Origin of the sequence: Streptomyces sp. CLV115 (genome assembly GCF_038448545.1) — a bacterium.
In the GTDB taxonomy this organism is placed as follows: domain Bacteria; phylum Actinomycetota; class Actinomycetes; order Streptomycetales; family Streptomycetaceae; genus Streptomyces; species Streptomyces sanglieri.
The window spans coordinates 106,772-129,580 of sequence record NZ_JBCEWQ010000008.1 but is presented as its reverse complement, the minus strand read 5'-3'; the positions used below and the strand labels follow the sequence as shown (position 1 = coordinate 129,580).

At 71.5% G+C, this 22,809-nt stretch carries 18 protein-coding genes; 6 read left to right on the top strand and 12 right to left on the bottom strand.

The genetic code is table 11. The features are described from left to right. Window positions 1-970, top strand: a 970-nt coding sequence (locus AADR41_RS05310) for a methyltransferase (RefSeq protein ID WP_342280200.1), incomplete at its 5' end; no start/stop codon positions are given. Between the two features lie 70 nt (window positions 971-1,040). On the opposite strand, the gene AADR41_RS05305 is transcribed toward AADR41_RS05310, so the two are convergent. The 7 genes from AADR41_RS05305 to AADR41_RS05275 all read right to left on the bottom strand — a co-directional run bounded on the left by AADR41_RS05305 (window position 1,041) and on the right by AADR41_RS05275 (window position 6,347). Continuing rightward, complete coding sequence (locus AADR41_RS05305; RefSeq protein WP_259928070.1) at window positions 1,041-1,373, bottom strand: TcmI family type II polyketide cyclase; 333 nt, start codon at window positions 1,371-1,373, stop codon at window positions 1,041-1,043. A gap of 75 nt (window positions 1,374-1,448) precedes the next feature. After that, window positions 1,449-1,928 carry an SRPBCC family protein gene (locus AADR41_RS05300; protein WP_342280199.1) on the bottom strand — a complete coding sequence of 160 codons (480 nt, stop codon included), beginning with the start codon at window positions 1,926-1,928 and terminating at the stop codon, window positions 1,449-1,451. A gap of 1 nt (window position 1,929) precedes the next feature. Then, window positions 1,930-2,187 (bottom strand): acyl carrier protein, encoded by a 258-nt coding sequence (locus AADR41_RS05295; RefSeq protein ID WP_072484754.1) that lies wholly within the window; start codon window positions 2,185-2,187, stop codon window positions 1,930-1,932. A gap of 15 nt (window positions 2,188-2,202) precedes the next feature. Beyond that, window positions 2,203-3,453: a ketosynthase chain-length factor gene (locus AADR41_RS05290; protein WP_342280198.1), complete on the bottom strand. Its 1,251-nt coding sequence runs from the start codon at window positions 3,451-3,453 to the stop codon at window positions 2,203-2,205. Then, on the bottom strand, window positions 3,450-4,718 hold the full coding sequence (locus AADR41_RS05285; protein ID WP_342280197.1) for a beta-ketoacyl-[acyl-carrier-protein] synthase family protein: 1,269 nt from the start codon (window positions 4,716-4,718) through the stop codon (window positions 3,450-3,452). The genes AADR41_RS05290 and AADR41_RS05285 overlap by 4 nt, the downstream gene beginning before the upstream one ends. Next, a complete protein-coding gene (locus AADR41_RS05280) occupies window positions 4,715-5,149 on the bottom strand; it encodes a cupin domain-containing protein (RefSeq protein ID WP_342280196.1) in 435 nt (144 codons plus the stop codon). Before AADR41_RS05280 ends, AADR41_RS05285 begins: the two co-directional genes overlap by 4 nt. A 76-nt stretch (window positions 5,150-5,225) precedes the next feature. Further along, window positions 5,226-6,347 carry a SchA/CurD-like domain-containing protein gene (locus tag AADR41_RS05275; protein WP_342280195.1) on the bottom strand — a complete coding sequence of 374 codons (1,122 nt, stop codon included), beginning with the start codon at window positions 6,345-6,347 and terminating at the stop codon, window positions 5,226-5,228. 267 nt (window positions 6,348-6,614) lie between these two features. Here AADR41_RS05275 and AADR41_RS05270 point away from each other — a divergent pair, with 267 nt between their 5' ends. Then, a complete protein-coding gene (locus tag AADR41_RS05270; protein WP_342280194.1) occupies window positions 6,615-8,243 on the top strand; it encodes an FAD-dependent oxidoreductase in 1,629 nt (542 codons plus the stop codon). A 23-nt stretch (window positions 8,244-8,266) separates the two neighbouring features. On the opposite strand, the gene AADR41_RS05265 is transcribed toward AADR41_RS05270, so the two are convergent. Then, window positions 8,267-9,784, bottom strand: coding sequence for an alpha/beta fold hydrolase (locus AADR41_RS05265; protein ID WP_342280193.1), 1,518 nt, complete (start codon window positions 9,782-9,784; stop codon window positions 8,267-8,269). Between the two features lie 172 nt (window positions 9,785-9,956). Between AADR41_RS05265 and paaK the strand changes: the two genes are divergently transcribed. Next, a complete protein-coding gene (gene paaK, locus AADR41_RS05260; protein ID WP_342280192.1) occupies window positions 9,957-11,264 on the top strand; it encodes a phenylacetate--CoA ligase PaaK in 1,308 nt (435 codons plus the stop codon). A gap of 198 nt (window positions 11,265-11,462) precedes the next feature. Here the strand turns inward: paaK and AADR41_RS05255 are convergent, their stop codons facing one another. After that, window positions 11,463-12,962, bottom strand: a complete 1,500-nt coding sequence (locus AADR41_RS05255) for an acyl-CoA synthetase (protein WP_342280191.1) — start codon at window positions 12,960-12,962, stop codon at window positions 11,463-11,465. Between the two features lie 150 nt (window positions 12,963-13,112). On the opposite strand from AADR41_RS05255, the gene AADR41_RS05250 reads away from it, so the two are divergent. Further along, on the top strand, window positions 13,113-15,530 hold the full coding sequence (locus AADR41_RS05250; RefSeq protein WP_342280190.1) for a penicillin acylase family protein: 2,418 nt from the start codon (window positions 13,113-13,115) through the stop codon (window positions 15,528-15,530). Window positions 15,531-15,571: 41 nt separating this feature from the next. Here AADR41_RS05250 and AADR41_RS05245 read toward each other — a convergent pair whose 3' ends face one another. The 3 genes from AADR41_RS05245 to AADR41_RS05235 are packed head-to-tail and all read right to left on the bottom strand — an operon-like array spanning window position 15,572 to window position 19,395. Then, complete coding sequence (locus tag AADR41_RS05245) at window positions 15,572-16,678, bottom strand: calcium:proton antiporter (protein ID WP_342280189.1); 1,107 nt, start codon at window positions 16,676-16,678, stop codon at window positions 15,572-15,574. 60 nt (window positions 16,679-16,738) lie between these two features. Beyond that, complete coding sequence (locus AADR41_RS05240; protein WP_342280188.1) at window positions 16,739-18,289, bottom strand: acyl-CoA synthetase; 1,551 nt, start codon at window positions 18,287-18,289, stop codon at window positions 16,739-16,741. Further along, window positions 18,286-19,395, bottom strand: coding sequence for an NAD(P)H-dependent flavin oxidoreductase (locus AADR41_RS05235; protein ID WP_266788772.1), 1,110 nt, complete (start codon window positions 19,393-19,395; stop codon window positions 18,286-18,288). Before AADR41_RS05235 ends, AADR41_RS05240 begins: the two co-directional genes overlap by 4 nt. Window positions 19,396-19,577: 182 nt before the next feature. On the opposite strand from AADR41_RS05235, the gene AADR41_RS05230 reads away from it, so the two are divergent. Then, on the top strand, window positions 19,578-21,425 hold the full coding sequence (locus tag AADR41_RS05230) for a serine hydrolase (protein ID WP_342280187.1): 1,848 nt from the start codon (window positions 19,578-19,580) through the stop codon (window positions 21,423-21,425). A gap of 233 nt (window positions 21,426-21,658) precedes the next feature. Further along, complete coding sequence (locus AADR41_RS05225) at window positions 21,659-22,537, top strand: aminoglycoside phosphotransferase family protein (RefSeq protein WP_342280186.1); 879 nt, start codon at window positions 21,659-21,661, stop codon at window positions 22,535-22,537. The last annotated feature ends 272 nt before the right edge of the window (window positions 22,538-22,809 follow it).

Below are 22,809 nucleotides of genomic sequence, written 5' to 3'. Positions count from 1 at the left end.
CGCGGCCCGGCCCGCCGCCGTGCGCGCCGCCGCCCGTCTGGGCGTCGCCGACGCGCTGGGCGAGACGCCTGCCACCGCGCAGGAGCTCGCGGCGCTGGTGAAGGCCGAGCCCGCGCCGCTGCGGCGGCTGCTGCGCGCCCTGGCCTGCTACGGGATCTTCGCCGAGACCCCGGACGGGGAGTTCGCCCACACGGAGATGTCGCGCCTGCTACGCAAGGACGACCCCCACAGCCTGCGCGACATCTCACTGTGGTGCACCGAGCCCTGGACCTGGGACGTCTGGCCGCGCCTCGACGACGCCGTACGCACCGGCAAGAGCGTCTTCGCGGACGTGCACGGCAAGGGGTTCTTCGACTACCTCCACCAGGAGGCCCACGAGTCCGCGCAGATCTTCAACCGCGCGATGACCACCTCCAGCATGCAGTCCGCGCTGGACGTCGCCGAACTCCTCGACCTCGCCGGGGTCTCCACGGTCGCCGACATCGGCGGCGGCCAGGGGCACGTGCTGGCGAGCCTGCTGGAGAAGCACCCGTCGCTGCACGGCACGCTGATGGACCTGCCGGGCGTGGTGGCCCGGGCCGACGCGCGGCTGCGGGACGAGGGCGCGCTCGTCGACCGGACCCGGATCGTCGCCGGGGACTGCCGCGAGGCCATCCCCGTCCAGGCCGATCTCTACATCATCAAGAACATCCTGGAGTGGGACGACGAGAGCACCCGCCGGACGCTGCGCAACATCGTCGCCGCGGCCCGTCCGGGCGCCCGGGTCGTCGTCATCGAGAACCTCGTCGACGACACCCCCTCGATGCGGTTCACCACCGCGATGGACCTGCTGCTGCTCCTGAACGTCGGCGGCGCCAAGCACACCCGGGAGAGCCTGGTCACCCGGATCTCGGACGCCGGGCTGCTGATCGGCGACATCGTCGCGGTCAACCCCTACCTGCACGCCTTCGAGTGCGTGGTCCCCGACTGACCGTCCCTCCCCGGGCACGCGAATCGCCCCGGGTCCGGCCGAAGGGCCGGCCCCGGGGCGATCGTCCGTCTCAGGCGGGGGTGCCGCGCTCCCACCGGTAGAACTCGTGGGCCATGGCGTCCTTGGGGCTCCGCCAGGTCTGCGGGTCGTACGCGCTGACGTAGGCGGTGAGCTTGTCGCTGATGTCCTTGAACTCGGGGTGCTGCGTCACCTTCGCGATCTCGGGGCCCGGCGGCTGCTCCGACTCGATCAGATGCAGATACACATCGCCGAACTGGAACAGCTTGCGCCTGGTCACACCGACGAGGTGGGGCAGTTCGCCGCTGTCGGAGGCCGCGAACAGTTCGGCGATGTCCGGCGCCGAACCCGGTGCCATCCGGGCGACGATCAGAGCGTGGTGCATCGGGAGATGCCTTTCTGGTTCCCGGCCCTGCAGCCGGCCCTGGGGCCGGGTGCCGGGCCGTGGGCGGACGGCGGGTCAGCGGGCCCCGGCCGGGGCGGTGCGGCGCTCCCGGTCGCGCTGCTCGATCTTGTCCCGGATCAGCTCCATCTGGACCTTGGAGTTGCGGTTGATGTTGTCGGTCATCCAGGCGTCGTCGACGGGGGCGTCGGGACGCATCGCGAAGTCCTGGGTCCAGTGCATCCTGGTGCCGCCGGGCACCTCCGAGTACTCCCAGCGGATGTTCATGTGCTGGAACGGACCGGGCTCGACACGACGGGCGCGGACCGTGCGCCCGGCACGGTCCACGGTCCGCTCGGAGACCCAGCTCCACACCTTGTCGTTCTCGTCGGGGTGCATCGTCAGACGGAAGGTGGTGCTGTCGCCGTCCCGCTCGATGATCTCCACCGCGGCGTACTCGCTGAACAGTCGCGGCCAGTTCTCCAGATCGTTCGTCACGTCCCAGACCAGGTCCAGGGGGGCGGCGATGGTGATCTCGTTCTCGGTGTGTCCGGGCACGTCAGGCTCCTGTCATGAGGCTGTTGTTGACGAGGTCGAGAAATTCCTGGGGGGTCTTGCAGCGGTCGGCGTCGGCCGGCAGCGCCCGGCCGTGCCGGTTCTCCAGCACGCCGACGATGCCGAGCAGGCCCAGCGAGTCCAGGCCGTACTCGTCGAAAGCGGAACCGGGCCGCTGCTCCATGTCGCGCGGGTCGACGGTGACTCCGGCGCCCTTCTTCATCAGGACGGCGAGTTCCGTGTAGGTCAGTCGGTCGGTCATGAGGACATCTCCTTCTCACGTTCGGGGGTCGGTGGAGCACCGCAGCACGATCGCCGCGTTCGAGCCCATGAGCCCGCGGCTGAGCACCAGCGCCGTCCGCAGTTCGGCGGGGCGGGCGCAGCCGGTGACGACATCGAGGTCGTGGCACACCTCGAAGACGTTCGGTGTGGGCGGTATGAGCGCGTTCTCCATGGAGAGCACCGCGGCGGCCGTGTCCAGCACCGGCGCACCGCAGTAGGCCCGGCCGGTCCCGGTCTTGGGCGCCGTCACCGGCACCCGCTTGCCGTGTGCACCGAGTGCGTCGGCGATCGCCAGCGCCTCGGCGCGGTCGGCCGCGGGTACGCCGAGGGCGTCCGCGAAGACGACGTCGATCTCGTCCGGCGCGCAGTCGGCCTCCCGCAGCGCGCCGATGATCGCCTGGGCGAGGCCCTCCCGGGACTCCTCCCACCGGGACGCCCCGGTGAACGTCGCTGCGTGACCGGCGATTTCGGCCCGCACCTTGGCGCCGCGCCGACGCGCCGACTGCTCCTCCTCGACCACCAGCATGGCGCCGCCCTCGGCCGGCACGAAGCCGCAGGCGTCCGAGGTGAACGGCCGGTAGGCGCGGGTGGGGTCCTCGACGGTGCTCAGGTCCTCGTACCCGAGCTGGCACACGACCGAGTAGGGCGCCAGCGGGGCCTCCGCCGCGCCGACCACCACCGCCTCGGCGCCGCCGCGGATCGAGCGGGCGGCGTGCGCCAGTGCGTCCAGACCGCCGGCCTCGTCGCTGGCCACGACCGCGCACGGCCCCTTGAAGCCGCCGCGGATCGAGATCTGGCCGGTGCTGGCCGCGTAGAACCAGGCGATGGACTGGTAGGGGCCCACGTAGCTGGAGCCCTGTCCCCACAGCCGCTGGAGTTCCCGCTGGCCGAATTCGCCGCCGCCGGACCCGGCAGCGGTGACCACGCCGACGTCGAAGGGTGTGTTCTCGTAGTCGGCGCGGCCGAGCCGGGCGTCGTCCAGTGCGATGTCCGCCGCGGCCATCGCGAAGTGGGTGAACTTGTCGGTCTGGACGAGGAAGCGCTCCTCGATCAGCTCGGTCGCCTCGAACCCCCGCACCTCGCCCGCGACCCGCAGGGGCAGGTGCCCGCAGCCCTCGCGGGTGACCCGGTCCAGGACGCTCATTCCCTCGTGCGTCCGCTTCCAGAAGGCCTCGGTGTTGTTGCCGTTGGGGGCGACCACACCGATGCCGGTGACGACGGTACGCCGGGCTTTGCGGGTTCTCATGGTGTCCTCCCACCTGGTCGGGTCAGGGCCACCGCGGACTGGAAGCCGCCGAAGCCGCTGCCCACCGAGAGGACGCTGCGCAGCTTCATCGGGCGTGCGGTGCGGGGCACGTAGTCGAGGTCGCACTCGGGGTCGGGGCTCTCGTAGTTGGCTGTCGGCGGCACGGTCTGGTGCTCCAGGGCGAGCACGCAGGCCGCGATTTCTATCGCGCCGATCGCCCCCAGCGAGTGGCCGACCATGGATTTGATCGAGCTCATCGGGATGTCGAAGGCATGGGCGCCCAGTGCCCGCTTCACGGCGGCCGTCTCGTGCCGGTCGTTCTGCTTGGTGCCCGAGCCGTGCGCGTTGACGTAGTCGATCTGCGAGCCGTCCATGCGGGCGTGACCCAGTGCCCGGTTGATCGCCTCGGCCATCTCCAGGCCCTCCGCGGTCAGCCCGGTCATGTGGTAGGCGTTGCCGAAGGTGGCGTAGCCCGCGATCTCGCAGTACACGGTGGCACCGCGGGCCCGGGCGTGTTCCAGCTCCTCCAGGACAAGGACCGCCCCGCCCTCGCCCATCACGAAGCCGTCGCGGCGCGCGTCGAACGGCCGGGAGGCGTGCGCCGCGTCGTCGTTGTTCGCCGAGGTGGCCTTGATCGCGTCGAAGCACGCCACGGTGATCGGCGTGATCGGCGAGTCGGACGCCCCGGCGATGCACACGTCGACGCGGCCCTCCTCGATGGACTGGAAGGCGTACCCGATCGCGTCCAGCCCGGAGGTGCAGCCCGTCGAGACGGTCTGCACCGGGCCGTGCGCACCGACCTGCTCGGCGACCGCCGAGGCGAGCGAGCTGGGTGAGAAGGCCCGCTCCAGGTGCGGACCGGCCGGCAGGTGGTCGACCTCCCAGCGCGCACCGCTCTCGCTGACCGCGACGTAGTCGTGCTCCAGCCGGGTGGTGCCGCCGACGGCGGTGCCCAGCGACACCCCCATGCGCCAGGGGTCCACCTTCTCCGGGTCCAGGCCCGCGTCACCGAGGGCCTCCCTGGCCGCCACCATCGCGAACTGGATGTAGCGGTCCGACCGCTCGACGGTGTCGGTGTCCAGCCCGTGCGCCGCCGGGTCGAAATCGCACTCGGCGGCGATCCGGGAGCGGAAGCCGGCCGGGTCGAAGAGCGTGATGCCCCGGGTCGCGGTGCGTCCGTTCGCGAGGAGGTCCCAGAAGGCCGGTGCGCCGATGCCGCCCGGGGCGACGACGCCGACGCCGGTGACCGCCACGCGGCGCGTCATGAGGCGGCCTCCGTTCGTTCCGGAGGTGCGACGCGGTCGGCGGATTCGGTGTCCTCGGTGTCGACGTGGCCGAGCTCCGGGCGCGGGGCGAGCGGGCCGAGGTGGAAGACCATGCGGGCCTCGACATCGCCCACGTTGCGGAATCGGTGACGTACATGGGGAGGGATCAGCAGGCCCTGGTCGGGCCGCATCCGGTGCGGTTCACCGTCCAGATCCACTTCCAGCAGCCCGTTCACGACGTACACGAACTCCTCGGAGTACGGGTGGTAGTGCTCGCCGATGCGGTCGCCGGGCTGAACGATCGCCAGCCCCATGAAGCCACTGGTGGCTCCCACCGCCGTCGGGGTGAGCAGGGCACGAAGGTCTCCTCCACGCCTGCGGTTGGGCTGCGTCTCACTGAGGTCCACGATGCGTGGCCGGTGCATGGTCATGACTGCTTTCCTCCTGGCGCATTGCGCGTTGTAATGACGGGTTGAGCGAGAACCCCCCAGGGTGCGGATGCGCGGTTCAGGACTCCAAGGCCCGCCGATCTGTGATCAGGGTCATCTCGGACTGCTCAAGGAAGCGCGAGATGCCCTGCTCGCCCGTGGGCACGGCGTTGTCGCCGCCGTCGAGGAGACGCCCGAGCCTGGCCACCTTGCCGACGCCGTCGATGCCCACTGCCTGGGCGGGCTGCGCGTCGATGGGTTCGACCGCTTCGAGCAGGCGGACGACGACGTCGTCACGCTGGAAGATGGTGCTGCTGTCGATGATGCTCGCCGGGTCGTCGGCCGCCTCCTCGTCGTGCTCGGCCAGAAGCCGGGCGAGTGCCATGCCGCAGCCTTCTCTGGCCTGGTAGAAGAGCGCGTGCCGGCGGACGTCCTCGGCCTTGTGCCGGCCGGCGGTGACGTGATGGACGGTGGGGAGCGCCGCCCGGGTGAAGAACATCCGGGCGGAGTCCGGGTCGCTGAGGTCCCGGTCCTGCTCCAGGTACGGGTTGATCGCCTCCTCGACGGCCCTGACCTCGGGCTGCCGGGCGACGTGACGCAGTGCGGCGAGCAGGTCGCCCTCGACCTCGACGGCCCGCACGACGCGGTTTCCGTGCATGAAGAGCGAGGTGCGGCGCAGTCGGGTGTCCTCGTCGACCCGTGCGTTGGGGGAGTCGTAGTCGGCGAGGATCTTCGCCACGATGTCCTCGGTGCCGGGCTTGACGGTGAAGGTGAGCGCGTGGCGCACCACTCCGTCGCCCAGGCGCGGGGACGCCTGGAGGCGGCCCTTGGCCGGCTCGGGCGCCATCTCGAAGGCCCTCCCGGTCTCCCGCAGCACACTGAAGCGCAGCGACCGGGTGTCGCGCACGCAGTTGTGCAGCGGCTGGACGGTCGCCACGTGCTCCTCGCTGTTCACCCAGGCGAGGAACGGGGGCGCGCTGTCCCACTCGCTGGTGATCAGCCACTGGGAGGGGTTCTCGATGGACTGGCACAGCTGGTCGCTGATGTGCCCGGGGACGGATGCCACCTGATTGCGCAGGTGCTCGTACGCCTCCAGGAACTCCTTCTGGGCCCCGTCGTAGAGGTCCAGCAGCAGCACAACACGCAGCCGGGAACCGTCGAAGGCGGACTGGGAGATCCGTTCCGAGAGGGTGGTGGTCATCTTTCGATCTCCTTCGAGACGGTTTCGTGGTCGAGCCGGGTGGCAGGCCGTCAACCGTCGGTTGGCGAGTGGATTCGGAGCGGGGACTCTCCCGGCGGATGTGATTGGTCCGCCCCCATGACCGCGGGCGTCGTCTCCGTGACCGATCGTGAAACGCTGGTCCGGGTGGCGCGAGATTTATGAACCGTTCAGGTGAGCAGGCGTCCGAACCCCTCTCACCAGGGCATTGAACAATGCATCCGAACGGCGTCCGAGCTGGAGCAACTGATGAACGAGAACGTCGACATTCGCGTACCGGTCCTCATCGTGGGCGGCTCCCTGGTGGGTCTGTCCGCCTCGCTGTTCCTCGGTCGGCTCGGCATCGAGCACCTGCTGGTCGAGAAACACCGGGCCACCTCGACACACCCGCGCGGCCGGGGCAACAACGTCCGCACGATGGAGGTGTTCCGTACGGCGGGCGCCGAGGCGGGCATCCGGCAGGCGGCGTCGGTCCTCGCCGACAACCACGGCATCCTGCAAGCCGGTTCGCTCACCGGGGACGACCAGGAGTGGCTGTTCAAGGAGATCGACCCGGGGGGCGGGATCGCCCGGTTCAGCCCGACCGGCTGGTGTCTGTGCAGCCAGAACGACCTGGAGCCGGTGCTGCTGAAGCAGGCCCGGGAGCAGGGCGGTGACCTGCGGTTCTCCACCGAGATGCAGAGCTTCGACCAGGACCCGGCAGGGGTGGACGCGGCGCTGAAGAACCGGGAGACCGGCGAGCACATCAGCGTGCGCGCGGACTACCTGATCGCGGCGGACGGGCCGCGCAGCCCCATCCGCGACCAGCTGCGCATCGACCGTACGGGCCCCGGAGACCTGTTCCACAACGTCAGCATCACCTTCCGCTCCCGGCAGCTCGCCGATGTGCTGGGCGACCGGCGGTTCATCGTCTGCTATCTCACCAACCCCGCAGCGGACGGTGCCCTGTTGCCGGTCGACAACAAGAAGGAGTGGGTCTTCCACGCACCGTGGAAGCCCCAACTCGGGGAAACCCTTGAGGACTTCACCGACGAGCGGTGTGCCGAGCACATCCGTACCGCGGTCGGCGCCGCGGACATCGACGTCGAGATCACCGGCAAGGCGCCGTGGCACGCCGCCGAGCGGGTGGCCGAGCGGTACTCATCGGGCCGGGTCTTCCTCGCCGGCGACTCGGCTCACGAGATGTCCCCGACCGGGGCGTTCGGGTCCAACACCGGCATCCAGGACGCGCACAACCTGGCGTGGAAGCTCGCCGCCGTGCTCAAGGGCGAGGCCGGCCCCGGCCTGCTGGACACCTACGAGGCGGAACGGCTGCCGGTGGCCCGGGCGACGAGCGCACGGGCTTCGGCGCGCTCCGGCGAGCACAGCCACCCGGGGTACTCGGCGGCCCCGGGCGTGGGCGGCGGGAAGCAGGGTGGCATGCTCAGTGTGGCGTTGTGCTACCGCTATGTCCGCGGCGCGGTGCTGGGCACCGATCCCGAGCAGCCGGTGGTGCCGCAGGGAGTGCGGTTGAACGGTGAACCGGGAAGTCGCGCGCCGCATCTGTGGGTCCATCAGGACGGTGAGCGCAAGTCCACACTGGATCTGTACGAGCAGACACTGGTGTTGCTCACCGACGGTGCGGACGTGGCGTGGCGGCGGGCGGCGGCACGGGTCGCCGACCGGCTCCGGGTGAGGCTCCAGGCGTACGGAATCGGCCCGGGCGCCGATCTGGAGCCGGAGAACGGCGCGGACTGGGCCGAGCTCCACGGGACGACGGCCCAGGGTGCGGTGCTGGTGCGCCCCGACGGTTTCGTGGCCTGGCGGTCGACGGGCCCCGCGGCGGATGCCGAGAGCACCCTCCACGAGGTCCTGGCCGCCCTGCTGCACCGTTCCTGACCGCGCCGGCGCCCGCGGCACACTCAGGACAGGCCGAACGCCCTGAGTTCCGCGAGGAATTCTTCCGGCCGGTCGGTATGCACGAGGTGCCCGGCGTCGATGGTGACGAACCGGCCGTCCGGTATGCGCCTCGCCAGCCAGATCAGCTCTTCCTGGGCGATCTGGCTGGTGGGGCCGCCGCCGATGACGAGGGTCGGAGCGGTGATCTCGCCGAGCCGTTCCGACCAGTCGGGATCCGGTGCGTTCAGCTGGGCGTCGGTCGACGGCACCACCGGCCAGTCGAAGTCGAGTTCCCCGTCCGGCCGTTCGGCGCGGGCGCGCGGCGGATCGAGCGGGAACGGCGGCGGCATCTCCTCCAGGACGAGTCTGCCGATCAGCCCGGGTTCCCGTTCGGCGAGCAGACAGGCGGCAGCGGCGCCCATGGAATGCCCGATCACAGTGGCTCCGGCCAGGTTGCGAGCCTCCAGGAAGGCGTGCAGATCGTCCCGGAACAGCTCGAAGGAATAGCGGCCGGGCCAGTCGCTGAGTCCGTGGCCGCGGAAGTCGAAGGCGTACACGCGGTGTTCGGCCGCGAGGCGTTCGGCGATCGGGATCCAGGTGCGGCTGTCGCCGCAGCGGCCGTGGGCGAGCACGACGGGCGGCGCCGACGGATCCCCCCACAGCCGGTGGGCGAGCCTGGTGCCGCCTGCCTGCACACTGTGCACTTCCGGGTCGAGGAAGGCCGCCACGGTACGGACGAAGGCGCCCGGGCCGTCCAGCCAGGGGAAGTGCGCGGCGCCGCGCTGCACGGCGAATTCGGCGTTCGGGAAGAGCGCGACCAGTTCGGCGGCCCGGTCCGGAGTCGGTCCCGCGTCGTACTCCCCGGCGAGGACGAGGACCGGTGCGGTGACCGCCGCCAGGGCGGCGTTCGTGGCGGCCGGGTCGAAGACGCCGTCCTGGTAGAACACGGATGCGGCAGCGGAGTTGGTCTGTCCGGGGCCCGCCGCGGCGTGGGCCCGGGCGGTCTCGTCCCAGCGGCCGTAGGCGAACGGCGCGACAGCGGCCCGGTCCGGGGAGCGGCCCGCGAGAAAGCCGTCCAGGGCGGCGCGTGCGTCCGCGAACCACGGTTCACCGCTGCGGAGTTCGCTCGCTTCGCGCCAGTCTTCGTCGGTGACCTCGATGCCCACGGCCCGGGTGCCGGGGGTGACGAGTGTGAGGGTGCGCAGCCGCTGCGGGTGCCGGGCCGCGTACAGCGAGGCCAGGTTCCCGGACGCGGAGTGGGCGAGCAGGTCGATGCGCTCCTCGCCGAGGTGTTCCCGCAGCGCCTCGATGTCGTCGGTCAGCCGGTCGCAACGGTAGCTCGTCGGGTCCTCGGGTGTCGCGGAGTCTCCGCTGCCGCGCAGATCGAGCACCACGAGCTGCCGGTGGGCACAGAGTCCGCCGAGGTCCCCCAGGTACGCACCGGCCCTCATCGGTCCGCCGGGCAGACAGATCAGCGGTGCGCCCTTCCCCAGAAGGCGGTAGGAGAGTTCGGTCCCGTCGTGTGCGTGGAAGATCGGCATGCCCGTCATCCAAACAGCGCCCGAGCGGCGGCGCAGCCGTGTTCGGTACGAGCGAAGCCGCGATGTGGATCGGCTTCGTCGCCCCTCTTGCCATCGGACGGAACATACTGAATTACTGCTACCGAAAGATCGACCGAATGATCGGTCGCCTGCTCGGGAGAGGGAGACCCGGATGACGCCCCTGCTGGACGAGGCGGAACGGCTGGGCCGGGACGAGCTGGAGGCACTCCAGCTGGAGCGGCTGCGGGCCACCCTGCACCACGCGTACGAGAACGTCGGCCACTACCGGGCGGCGTTCGACCGGGCCGGGCTGCGTCCGGACGACTGCCGCACGCTCGCCGATCTCGCCCGCTTCCCCTTCACGACCAAGGCCGACCTGCGGGACAACTACCCCTTCGGCATGTTCGCCGTCCCCGAGGAACAGGTGAGCCGGATCCACGCGTCCAGCGGGACGACGGGCCGCCCGACCGTCGTCGGCTACACCCGGCGGGACCTGGACACCTGGGCCGACATGGTGGCCCGCTCCATCCGGGCCGCCGGCGGGCGCCCCGGCCAGAAGGTCCATGTCGCCTACGGGTACGGGCTGTTCACCGGCGGACTGGGCGCGCACTACGGGGCGGAACGGCTCGGCTGCACGGTCATCCCCGCCTCGGGGGGCATGACCGCCCGCCAGGTCCGGCTGATCCAGGACTTCCGCCCCGAGATCATCATGGTGACCCCGTCGTACATGCTGACCCTCCTGGACGAGTTCGAACGGCAGGGGGTCGATCCGCGGTCGACCGCCCTGAAGGTCGGGATCTTCGGCGCCGAACCGTGGACGCAGGAGATGCGGCGCGAGATCGAGGAACGCTTCGCGATCGACGCGGTCGACATCTACGGGCTCTCGGAGGTGATGGGGCCGGGCGTGGCGCAGGAGTGCGTCGAGACGAAGGACGGGCTGCACATCTGGGAGGACCACTTCTACCCGGAGGTCGTCGACCCGTTCACCGGTGAGGTGCTGCCCGAGGGCGAGGAGGGCGAGCTGGTCTTCACCTCGCTGACCAAGGAGGCCATGCCGGTGATCCGCTACCGGACGCGGGACCTGACCCGGCTGCTGTCGGGCACGGCGCGGGTGTTCCGGCGGATGGAGAAGGTGACCGGGCGCAGCGACGATCTGGTCATCCTGCGCGGTGTGAACCTCTTCCCGACGCAGATCGAGGAGATCGTGCTGCGCACCCCGGGGGTGGCCCCGCACTTCCAGTTGCGGCTGACCCGCGAGGGCCGTCTCGACGCGCTGACGGTGCGGGCGGAGGCACGTGCGGAGGCCACCTCGGAGCAGCGGGCGGCGGCCGCGGCGTCGATCACGGCGGCCGTCAAGGACGGGATCGGGGTGTCGGTCGGGGTCGAGATCGTCGATCCGCAGACGCTGGAGCGGTCGGTCGGCAAGTTCCGGCGGATCGTGGACGAGCGCGGCGGGGACGGGGCCGGGGCTCCGGAGTGACGGGCCGGCCGGCCACGCCCGCCGCTCCTTCGCAGACCGCCCCGGGACGCGGAGGCGGCCGGCGAGCCACGTGAACCGGTCACGCAGGCAGCCGGCAAACCATGCGAACCGGTCACGCAGGCAGTCGGCAAACCACGCGAACCGGTCACGCAGGCAGCCGGCAAACCATGCGAACCGGTCACGCAGGCGGCCGGCGAGCTAGGCGAACCGGTCGCGCAGCTCCCGCTTGAGGATCTTCCCGCTGGCGTTGCGCGGGAGTTCGTCCACGAAGAGGACCTTCTTCGGGGCCTTGAAGTGGGCGAGCCGTGCACGGGCGTGGTCGATGAGTTCGGCCGCGGTCACCTCGCCGCGCAGCACCACGACGGCTGTGACGGCCTCGATCCAGCGCTCGTCGGGCAGTCCGACGACTGCGGCCTCGGCGACGGCGGGGTGGGTGTAGAGGGCGTCCTCGACCTGCCGGGAGGCGACCAGGACGCCACCGGAGTTGATGACGTCCTTGACCCGGTCGACGACGGTGAGAAAGCCCTCGGCGTCGCGCACCGCGAGGTCGCCGGAGTGGAACCAGCCGTCCCGGAAGGCCTCCGCGGTGTCCTCGGGCTTGTCCCAGTAGCCCTCGCACAGCTGGGGTGAGCGGTAGACCACTTCGCCGGCCGTGCCGTCGGGGACCTCCTTGCCGTTCTCGTCGACGACCCGGGCCTCGACGAAGAGCACGGGCCTGCCGCAGGAGTCCATCCGGCCCTCGTGCTCGTCCGGTCCGAGGACGGTGGCGAGCGGGCCGATCTCGCTCTGTCCGAAGCAGTTGTAGAAGGCGAGCGCGGGCAGCCGCTCACGGAGCCGTTCCAGCACGGGTACGGGCATGATCGAGGCGCCGTAGTACGCCTTGCGCAGACCGCCGAGTTCCCGGGTGGTGAAGCCGGGGTGCCGGGAGATGCCGATCCAGACGGTCGGCGGGGCGAAGACGCTGTCGGCCTGCCCGCTCTCGACGAGGTCGAAGATCCGGTCGGCGTCGGGCGCGTCGAGGATGGTGTTCTGCGCCCCGACCGCGAGGTAGGGCAGCAGGAAGACGTGCATCTGCGCGGAGTGGTAGAGCGGCAGCGAGTGGACGGGCCGGTCGGTGGCCCGCAGGTCGAGCGCCGTGATCGCGCTGACGTACTCGTGCACCAGTGCGCCGTGGGTCATCATCGCGCCCTTGGGCAGGGCGGTGGTGCCCGAGGTGTAGAGCAGCTGGACGAGGTCCGCCGCGCCCGGCTCCCGCTCCGGGACGAAGGGGCGGGGGGTGGCGGTCGCCGCCAGCAGTGAGTCCGGTGCGTCGCGCAGCGGGCGTACGGGGAACGCGGGCCCAATCCGGTCGGCGAGGTCCGGGTCGGTGAGGACGAGGGCGCTGCCGGACTGTTCGAGGATGTACGTGAGGTCGTCGCCGGTGAGGTTCTGGTTGACCGGTACGTGGACCAGGCCCGCGCGGGCGCAGCCGAGGTAGCCGATCAGATACGCGTCGGAGTTGTGCGCGTAGCAGGCGACCCGGTCGCCCGGGCGCAGTCCGTGCTCGTCGCCGAGGACCGCGGCGGCGGTGCTGACGGCCGCGTCGAGCTCCGCGTACGTCCATGACCTGTCCGCGTACCGCAGGGCGGTGCGGTCGGGGGTGCGCCGGGCACTGCGGGCCACGACTCCGTCGACTGTGCTGCTCCGTACACCTGTCATGGCGTGATCCTGTGCGGCCGGAACCCGGGGGTCAAGGGGCCGGAAGACGATGCCGATGTTGACAGGGGCGCCCGGGTGCTGGCTGAGTGGCGCGTGGCGGTCCGAACCCTCGGGCAACCGCCTTTCACACCCGTGCAGTTGGGAGATCCGTTGCCTCTCCGCAACCGTCTGAGACTTCTCGCGATATCGGGCCTCGCGCTGTTCACCGTTTCGGCGTCGCTGCCGCCCGCCGCTGCCGACGGCCCGCGCTCCCACCGTCCGTCGGGCGGTGGGCTGTCCGCCACGATCCGGTACACCGAGTACGGCATCCCGCACATCCTGGCGAAGGACTACGCGAGCCTGGGCTTCGGCAACGGCTGGGCCCAGGCCGCCGACCAGGTGTGCATCCTCGCCGACGGCTTCGTGACCCTGCGCGGTGAGCGGTCCCGGTACTTCGGTCCGGACGCGGCTCCGGACGGTTCGCTGTCCTCCGCGACGAAGAACCTCTCCAGCGATCTCTACTTCCGCGGGGTCCGCGAGAGCCGCACCCTGGAGAAGCTGTTGAGGACACCCGCTCCGGCGGGTCAGAGCCGTGACGTCAGGGAGCTGGAGCGCGGCTGGGCGGCCGGCTACAACGCGTGGCTGGCGCAGAACCGGATCAAGGACCCGGCCTGCCGGGGCGCCGACTGGGTCCGGCCGGTGACAGCACTGGACGTGGTGGCGCGCGTCTACGCGTTCTCGGTGCTCAGCGGTCAGGGGCGCGGCATCGACGGCATCACCGGCGCCCAGCCGCCCGCCAAGGCGGCAGAGGTGCCCGAGGTCCCGTCGCCGGACGACGCGGCGGACGCGGCCCGGCGGCTGCTGTCGACGCAGAACGCGGACATGGGCTCCAACGCGGTCGCGTTCCGCGGTGACACGACGGCCGGCGGGCGCGGCCTGCTGCTGGGCAATCCGCACTACCCGTGGCAGGGCGGCCGGCGCTTCTGGCAGTCCCAGCAGACGATTCCCGGCGAGCTGAACGTCGCGGGCGGTTCGCTGCTCGGTGCGCCGACCATGTCGATCGGGCACAACCCGAACATCGCGTGGAGCCACACCGTCGCCACCGGGGTGCCGCTCAACCTCCATCAGCTCACGCTCGATCCGGCCGATCCGACGGTGTATCTGGTGGACGGCCGGCCCGAGCGGATGACGAAGCGTACGGTCTCGGTCCCGGTGAAGGGCGGCGGGGCCGTGACCCGCACCCAGTGGTCGACCCGTTACGGGCCGGTGTTCACCTCGCTCGGTGCCGGGCTGCCGTTGCCCTGGACGACGACGACCGCGTACGCGCTCAACGACCCGAACTCGGTGAATCTGCGGTTCGCGGACGCCGGTCTCGGCCTCAGCCGGGCGCGCAGCACCTCGGACATCGCGGCGACGCTGCGCCGTACCCAGGGGCTGCCGTGGGTGAACACCATCGCCGCCGACTCGTCCGGGCACTCGTTCTTCTCGCAGTCGCAGGTGCTGCCGAGGATCACGGACGAGCTCGCGGAGCGTTGTTCCACCGAGCTGGGCAGAGCGACGTACCCCTCGGCCGGGCTGGCGGTGCTGGACGGTTCGCGGAGCGACTGCGCGCCGGGGTCGGACCGGGACGCGGTGCAGCCGGGCATCTTCGGTCCGGGCCGGATGCCCACCGTGAAGGACGCCCCGTACGTGGAGAACTCCAACGACAGTGCCTGGCTGACGAACGCGGCCGCGCCGCTGACCGGCTACGAGCGGGTGTTCGGCACGATCGGCACGCAGCGCTCGATGCGGACCCGGGGCGCGGTCGAGGACATGTCCGCGATGGCGGCGAAGGGCCGGCTGACCGTGGCCGATCTGCAGCGTCAGCAGTTCGCGAACCGCGCACCGGCCGGTGATCTGGTCGCCGGGGACCTGGCTGCGGCCTGTGCGGCGCTGCCGGGCGGCAGCGCGGTCGGCAGTGACGGCGTGGCGGTCGATGTGTCGGCGGCCTGCGACGTGCTGCGGCACTGGGACCGGAAGGTCGACACCGGCAGCCGGGGCGCGCTGCTCTTCGACCGGTTCTGGCGCCGGACGACGGCCACGGTTCCGGGGGCCGAGCTGTGGAAGGTGCCCTTCTCCCCCGCCGATCCGGTCGGGACGCCGAACACACTGAACACCTCGGCGCCCGGCGTCGCCACGGCGCTCGCCGACACGGTGGCCGAACTGCGGGCGGCCGGGATCGCGCTGGACGCCCCGCTGGGCCGGCACCAGTCGGTGGAGCGGAACGGGAAGCGCATCCCGATCGGAGGCGGTACGGAGTCGCTCGGCATCTGGAACAAGACGGAGCCGTTGTGGGACGCGGCGGCCGGCGGCTACCGGGAGGTGTCGGGCGGTTCCAGCTACATCCAGGCGGTCGGCTGGGACGGCAGCGGGTGTCCGGTGGCGCGCACCCTGCTCACGTACTCCCAGTCCTCCGACCCGGGCTCGGCGCACTACAGCGACCAGACCGAGCTGTACTCGGCCGAGCGGTGGGTGACGTCCCGGTTCTGCGAGCGGGACATCCTGCGCTCGCCCGTGCTGCGGGTCGTGCGGGTCCACGAACGCCGGTAGTCCCTCGTGGTGCGATCGGCCCCTGTCCGTCCGGCGGGCGGTCAGGGGCTGATCGCGAGGAAGACGAACGCGGCGAAGATCGACAGATGGACGCCGCCCTGGAGCAGGGTGGCCCGTCCCGGTACGACGGTCAGCGCCCCCACGATCACGGTGAGGGCGAGCAGCACCATATGGGTGGCACCGAGGCCGAGATGGAGCGGTCCGTCGAGCCAGATCGAGGCGAGGGCGATGGCCGGGATGGTCAGGCCGATGCTCGCCATCGCCGAGCCGAGGGCGAGGTTGAGGCTGGTCTGGATCCGGTCGCGGCGGGCGGCCCGTACCGCCGCGAGGGTCTCCGGCAGCAGCACCAGCAGGGCGATCACGACGCCGACCACCGCCTGGGGCATTCCGGCCGCCTCCACCCCGGACTCGATGGTCGGCGACACGGACTTGGCGTCACCGACGACCGCGACCAGCGCGACCAGCAGCATCACCAGGCTCAGCGCGGTGGCGCCGCGCCCGGGCAGCGCCGCGTGGTGCTCGTCCGGCTTGAGCGCGCCCTCGGGTGTGAGCGGCAGGAAGTACTCGCGGTGCCGCACCGTCTGCACGGCGACGAACAGCCCGTACAGCAGGAGTGAGGCGACGGCGGCGAAGGTCAGTTGGGCGGTGGAGAACTCGGGGCCGGGTTTGCCGACGGTGAAGGTCGGCAGGACCAGGCTGAGCGTGGCGAGGGTGGCGACGGTCGCGAGGGCGGCCCCGGAGCCCTCGGCGTTGAAGACGACGACCCGGGAGCGGACGGCGCCGACCAGCATCGACAGTCCGACGATCCCGTTGCAGGTGATCATCACGGCGGCGAACACGGTGTCGCGGGCGAGCGCGGACGTCTTGGGGCCGCCTCCCACCATCAGGGTGACGATGAGGGCCACTTCGATGACGGTGACGGCGACGGCCAGGACGAGCGAGCCGAACGGTTCGCCGACCCGGTGGGCGATGACCTCGGCGTGGTGCACGGCGGCCAGGACGGCGCCCGCCAGACAGAGCGCGACCACGGCGACGGCGGGCCCCGGCAGTTCCCGGCCCCAGCTGAAGACCAGCGCGAGCGCGGCGACCAGCGGCACGACCACCGTCCACCGGGTCGCCAGCGACCGGATCGTAGCGCTCGCGTTCATGGGCCACACCCTGCCAGAGCGGGTACGGGGGCGCTCGTCGGGCGACGGCCGGACGGCGGCTCACACGGCCCGTGAGTGACCTGCCCAGTACGGGTCGCGCAGCCGACGCTTGTAGAGCTTGCCATTGGGGTCGCGGGGCATCGCCTCGATGAAGTCGATGCTCCTGGGCCGCTTGTATCCGGCGAGCCGCTGTTCGCAGTGGCCCAGGATCGCGGCGGCGAGCTCCTCCCCCGCCCGGTGTCCCTCGGCCGGTTCGACGACCGCCTTGACCTCCTCGCCCCAGTCGGGGTGCGGGATGCCGAAGACGGCGACATCGGCGACGGCGGGGTGTCCGAGCAGGGCGCCCTCGATCTCGGCGGGGTAGATGTTGACCCCGCCGGAGATGATCATGTCGATCTTGCGGTCGCGGAGGAAGAGGTAGCCGTCCTCGTCGAGGAAGCCGAGGTCGCCCACGGTGAAGAAGTCGCCGATGCGGTTCTTCCTCGTCTTGGTCTCGTCCTTGTGGTAGCTGAAGCCGCCGGTGTTCATCTTCAGGTAGACGGTGCCGAGCTCACCGGGCGGCAGGCGGTTGCCGTCGTCGTCGAAGACGGCGAGTTCACTGATCGGCCAGGCCCGGCCGACCGTGCCCGGCTTCTTCAGCCAGTCCTCGGCGGTGGCGAAGGCGCCGCCGCCCTCGCTGGCCGCGTAGTACTCCTCGACGCACCTGCCCCACCAGTCGATCATGGCGCGCTTGACGTGGTCGGGGCAGGGCGCGGCGCCGTGGATGGCGTGCCGCATGGCCGTGACGTCGTACCGCCGTTTCACCTCGTCGGGGAGGGCGAGGAGGCGGTGGAACTGGGTCGGGACCATGTGGGTGTGGGTACAGCGGTGGGTGTCGATGAGCCGGAGCATCTCCTCGGGCGTCCACCGGTCCATCAGGACCAGTGGGTGTCCGATGTGCAGGGACGCGCCCGCGAACTGCAGAACGGCCGTGTGGTACAGCGGCGAGCAGACCAGGTGGACGTTGTCGTCGAACGGTCCGATGCCGAAGATGCCGAGGAATCCGCCGAGGTGGCTCTCCTCGGGAAGCCGTCCGGAGAGCGGGCGGCGGATGCCGCGCGGGCGGCCCGTGGTGCCCGAGGTGTAGTTCATGACCCAGCCCAGGGTGCGGTCCTGGGGGGCCGCCCCGGGCTGCCCTTCGAGAAGTTCGGCGTACGGGCGGAAGCCGTCGACCGCTCCCACGGCGAAGCGGTGGCTCGCCGGCAGTCCCGCCTCGTCGGCGGCCTCGGTGGCGGCCGGTGCGAACCGCTCGTGGGCGATGAGCACCTTGGCGCCGGAGTCGGCGACGATCCAGGCGATCTCGGGGCCGACGAAGTGGTGGTTGACGGGGACCAGATAGAGGCCGGCCTGGGAGGCGGCGAGGTAGGCGGTGAGGAACTCGACGCCGTTGGGCAGCACGACCGCGAACGCGTCACCCTTTCGCAGCCCGGCCGCGCGCAGTCCGTGGACGAGGCGGTTGGCGGCGGCGTGCAGCCGGCCCGCCGTCCAGCTCTCGCCGTCGGGTGCGATCAGGACCGTGCGGTCGGGGTCGGCGGTGGCCTGGGCCCAGAAACCGTTGGGCGGCTGACTCATGAGGCGCTCCGTCCGGCGATGCGGTTGATCCGGTCCACGGCTCGCTCGAAGCCGCGGGTCAGGTCGTCGAAGACGGCCTGCACGCTGCGTTCGCTGTTCATCCGGCCGACGATCTGGCCGACGGGGGTGCCGAGCAGCGCGCCGGTCTCGTACTTCTGGATGCGCGACACGGCCTCGGCCACCAGCAGCCCCTGGAGCGGCATGGGCAGGGTGCCGGGCCCGGCCGGGTCGTCCCAGGCGTCGGTCCATTCGGTACGGAGCTGGCGTGCGGGCTTGCCGGTGAGGGCGCGGGAGCGGACGGTGTCGCCGGAGCCGGCGGCGAGGAGCTTGCGGGTCAGCGCGCGGGAGTGCAGGTCGGCCTCCTCTGCGGTCAGCCAGAGGGAGCCGAGCCAGACGCCCTGGGCGCCTAGGGCCAGCCCAGCGGCGATCTGCTCGCCGCTGCCGATTCCTCCCGCGGCGAGGACGGGAAGCGGTCCGACGGCGTCGACCACGTCCGGGACCAGGACCATGGACGCGATCTCACCGGTGTGGCCGCCCGCCTCATAACCCTGGGCGACGACGATGTCGATGCCCGCATCGGCATGGTGGCGGGCGTGCTTCGCGCTCCCGGCCAGGGCGGCGACGAGCACGCCCCGGTCATGGGCGCGGCGGACGACGTCGGCGGGCGGCGATCCGAGGGCGTTGGCGAGGAGCTTGATGGGGTAGTCGAAGGCGACGTCGAGCTGGTTGCGCGCGACCTCCTCCATCCAGCCGGTGATGCGCCAGCCGGATGCCTCGCCCTCGGGGAGCTCCGGCACGCCGTGCTTGGCGAGGGTGTCCTGGACGAACTGCCGGTGCCCGGCCGGGATCATCGCCTCGACGTCGGCCTCGGTCACCCCCTCCACCTTCTTCGCGGGCATGACGACGTCGAGGCCGTACGGCTTGCCGTCGGTGTGCTCCTGCATCCAGTCGAGATCGCGCGCGAGGTCGTCGGGGGCGGTGTAGCGGACCGCGCCGAGTACGCCGAATCCGCCGGCCCGGGTGATGGCCGCGGCCACCGCGGGGAACGGCGTGAAGCCGAAGATGGCGTGCTCGACTCCCAGTTTCTTGCTCAGCTCCGTCTCCATGGGGCGCAGGATGCCTCAGCCCGACATCCGAGGGAAGAGATTTTCTGATGCAGTGTCAGATTCTTTGTGGCGCAGGGCACCTCCGCGACGGCGGGGGTGACAGTAATCTCTGCGGCGGCAGGAAGTTTCATTGCCGGACGAATTTTCGAAAGTTACTTTCGCGCAGTGAGAAGGAGTTCCGGATGACCGAGGACGCGTCGGGCAGAGGGATCAGCCGGCGGAGGCTGGGCGGTGGGATGCTGGCCCTGGGCGGGGCACTCGCCCTGGCGCCGATTCCGTTCGCGGAGCGGGCGTCGGCCATGGAGTCGGGGGCGGGGTCGTCGGACATGAGTACAGGGACCGGGGGCGCCGCGCCGGGACACGGCAGGCCGACGTTGCGGCGCGGTTCGGCCGAACGCGCCGGGCTGCTCCAGGAACCCCTGGACCAACTGGTCACCGAGGCGCAGAAGTTCCTGGCCGCCTCCCCCAAGCACCCCTGGTACGCGGGGGCGGTGCTGCTCGCCGGGCGGGGTGGCACGGTGGCCCTGCACCGGCCGGTCGGCAAGGCCGTGCGCTACGCGGCGTACGACGAGAAGTCCGACACCGGCGTGGAGTTCCCGCCGGACCGGCAGATCCCCATGGCCGAGGACACCGTCTTCGACCTGGCTTCGGTGTCGAAGCTGTTCACCTCGATCCTGGCCGTGCAGCAGATCGAGCGCGGGACGCTGGAGCTGGAGGCGAAGGTCGCCTCGTACCTGCCCGATTTCGCGGGCGGCGGCAAGCAGGACATCACGATCCGTCAACTCCTCACGCACACCTCCGGGTTCCGTGCCTGGATCCCGCTGTACAAGGCGCCCACCCGCGAGGGGAAGCTGCAGCTGCTGTGGGACGAGGTGCCCGCGAGCCCGCCGGGCACGGTGTACCTCTACTCCGACCTCAACCTGATCTCACTGCAACTGGTCCTGGAGAAGCTCACCGGCCGCACACAGGACGTCCTGCTCCGTGAGCAGATCACCGCTCCGCTCGGGATGCACCGCACCCGGTACAACCCGCCGTCCTCCTGGAAGCCGAAGATCGCCGCGACCGAGGACGCCCGGCTGCCCTGGTCCGGGCTGGAGCGCGGGCTGGTCTGGGGCGAAGTGCACGACGAGAACGCGTACAGCCTGGGCGGGGTGGCGGGCCACGCCGGAGTCTTCTCCTGCGCCTGGGACCTGGCGATCCTCGCCCGTACGCTGCTCAACGGCGGGGTCTACGGCCGCGCGCGGATCCTGTCCGCCGAATCGGTGGACCTGCTGTTCACCGACTTCAACACCGCGTTCCCCGGCGATGCCCACGGCCTCGGCTTCGAGCTCTACCAGCACTGGTACATGGGGGCGATGGCGACCCCGCGCACCGCGGGCCACACCGGCTTCACCGGCACCAGTCTCGTCCTGGACCCGACGACCGACTCGTTCCTGATCGTCCTCGGCAACTCTGTTCACCCTGTACGCAGTTGGCGCTCCGGCAGCGCCCCGCGCGTCGCCACCGCGAATCAGATGGCGCGCGCCGTCGCGGTCCGCCCCGCCCGTGGCCGTACGGCGTGGTTCTCAGGGATGGCGAGCGCCGCATCGGCCACGCTCACACTGCCCCCGCTGCGCCTCGCCTCCTCGCACGGCCGGCTGAGCTCGGCGCTGTGGTGGGACACCGAGCCGGGGTCCGACTTCCTCTTCCTGGAGGCGTCGGCGGACGCCGGGGCGACCTGGCAGCCGGTCCCGTTCACCACCGTCCCGACGTCGCAGAGACCCCGCCCCGAGCCCGAGCCGCATCCCACCGGAGCGGTCTCCGGCTGGTCCGGCCGGGTATGGCACCGCCTCGACGCGGACCTCGCCGCCTGGCGCGGCAAGGAGGTCCGGCTGAGGTGGCGGTACACAACGGATCAGCTGTACGTCGGACGCGGGGCGTATGTGGACGCCGTCCGGGTCGAGGACGGCAACCGGACGCTCTTCGACGAGGGCCGGTCCGGCGACGCCGCGCGCATCGAGGCGCTGGGCTGGACGGCGTCGGCGGACTGAGTCCGCGTCGCACCGGGCGGGCCGGATTCCGGGCCGATGTCAGGGCCGGATTCCGGGCCGGGGCGCCGCACCCGGAGCGGTGGTCCCGGCGGCCGCCCGGGAAGTCCGTCCGGATCGCCGTGCCCCGACCGGACTCCACGGCCCCGCTCGCAGCGGACGGAGCGGGGAAGGTGTCGCGCCGCAGCCCGGCCCCCCGACCGGCACCCGTTTCGTTCCTCCCGGAGAATGCTCCGATGACCACCTCGACGCAGCAGCCCTGGGAACGTGCCGAGCGCCTCGACGCCGGCCGGATGACGGATGCCGTGCACGCCGGGACCGGCGTGCGGCTGGTGGTCGAGGGGCCCTGCCCGGGCGGCGAGGTGGGTGCCGCGTACGTCCGGTGGCCCGACGGCCACCGGTCCGTGCTGAAGTGGCGGCCGGGCGCCCGGCTCGACGCGCTGCGGGCGGGGCCCCTGGCGGTGTGCGAGGCGCTGCGCGATCAGGGGTTTCCCTGCCCGTCCACGGAGCTGGCGATCCAGGTGGGTGGAGGGGTGGTGCTGGTCCAGGAGCTTCTGCCGGGCGCGCCGCCAAAGTCGCTGGACCACCGAGGTCTGGATCAGGCCCTCGCGCTCAACGAATCCCAGGCCGGGCTGCTGGCCGGGCGCGCGGACATCCCGTCGATGCAGCTGTATCTGCTGGAGGACGGCCCCGGCTACTGCCTTCACGAGCCGCTGCGTCTCCACGGCCCGCGCAGCGCCGCCCTCGAACGCCGGGTCCGTTCGGTCGGCGCCGGCCGTCCTCCCCGCCTGGCCGGGGACGACGTCGTGCACCAGGACTTTCACCACGGCAACCTGCTCGCGGTGGACGGTACGGTCACCGGGGTCGTCGACTGGGACGGCGCCGGTCGGGGAGACCGCCGTTTCGACCTGGTCACGCTGCGCTTCGGGCTGCACGCACAGGAACAGGCGCCGGGGGTCGTCCACCGGCTCGACGACATCCTGGACACACTGCCCGACGACGTTCTGCGCCCCTGCTGGGCCCATATGAGTCTGCGGATGACCGACTGGGCCATCCGGCACTTCGCACCGGGCGACGTGGAGCACTGGCTTGATCTGGCCGAGCAACGTCTGTGACGAAGGCGGGACGTACGGGGCCGGGGTAGGTTCCTGCCGTGGCCGCACGCCCATGTGCGGCCGCGTCACGAGGGGGAACCGGCCGATGCGGTGGGCATACCCGTCCGGCCCCGTCCCCACGACCGGTGGACCGGCGGGCGCAACGCGATCGGCCCCGCGGCACGACGCCCCGCGGGCGGGTACCGGTGCGAAGCCGGACGGAGCCCGACGGTGAGCCGACGGTTCGGCCCCACCGTGAGCCGGAACGACCACCGCGACCTCGTGCGGCAGGA

Bases quoted from the DNA above. Each gene is read 5' to 3' on its own strand.
- AADR41_RS05305 (WP_259928070.1), bottom strand. From the start codon at position 1,373: ATGCACCACGCTCTGATCGTCGCCCGGATGGCACCGGGTTCGGCGCCG.
- AADR41_RS05295 (WP_072484754.1), bottom strand. From the start codon at position 2,187: ATGACCGACCGACTGACCTACACGGAACTCGCCGTCCTGATGAAGAAG.
- AADR41_RS05290 (WP_342280198.1), bottom strand. From the start codon at position 3,453: ATGAGAACCCGCAAAGCCCGGCGTACCGTCGTCACCGGCATCGGTGTG.
- AADR41_RS05285 (WP_342280197.1), bottom strand. From the start codon at position 4,718: ATGACGCGCCGCGTGGCGGTCACCGGCGTCGGCGTCGTCGCCCCGGGC.
- AADR41_RS05280 (WP_342280196.1), bottom strand. From the start codon at position 5,149: ATGACCATGCACCGGCCACGCATCGTGGACCTCAGTGAGACGCAGCCC.
- AADR41_RS05275 (WP_342280195.1), bottom strand. From the start codon at position 6,347: ATGACCACCACCCTCTCGGAACGGATCTCCCAGTCCGCCTTCGACGGT.
- AADR41_RS05270 (WP_342280194.1), top strand. From the start codon at position 6,615: ATGAACGAGAACGTCGACATTCGCGTACCGGTCCTCATCGTGGGCGGC.
- AADR41_RS05265 (WP_342280193.1), bottom strand. From the start codon at position 9,784: ATGCCGATCTTCCACGCACACGACGGGACCGAACTCTCCTACCGCCTT.
- paaK (WP_342280192.1), top strand. From the start codon at position 9,957: ATGACGCCCCTGCTGGACGAGGCGGAACGGCTGGGCCGGGACGAGCTG.
- AADR41_RS05255 (WP_342280191.1), bottom strand. From the start codon at position 12,962: ATGACAGGTGTACGGAGCAGCACAGTCGACGGAGTCGTGGCCCGCAGT.
- AADR41_RS05245 (WP_342280189.1), bottom strand. From the start codon at position 16,678: ATGAACGCGAGCGCTACGATCCGGTCGCTGGCGACCCGGTGGACGGTG.
- AADR41_RS05240 (WP_342280188.1), bottom strand. From the start codon at position 18,289: ATGAGTCAGCCGCCCAACGGTTTCTGGGCCCAGGCCACCGCCGACCCC.
- AADR41_RS05235 (WP_266788772.1), bottom strand. From the start codon at position 19,395: ATGGAGACGGAGCTGAGCAAGAAACTGGGAGTCGAGCACGCCATCTTC.
- AADR41_RS05230 (WP_342280187.1), top strand. From the start codon at position 19,578: ATGACCGAGGACGCGTCGGGCAGAGGGATCAGCCGGCGGAGGCTGGGC.
- AADR41_RS05225 (WP_342280186.1), top strand. From the start codon at position 21,659: ATGACCACCTCGACGCAGCAGCCCTGGGAACGTGCCGAGCGCCTCGAC.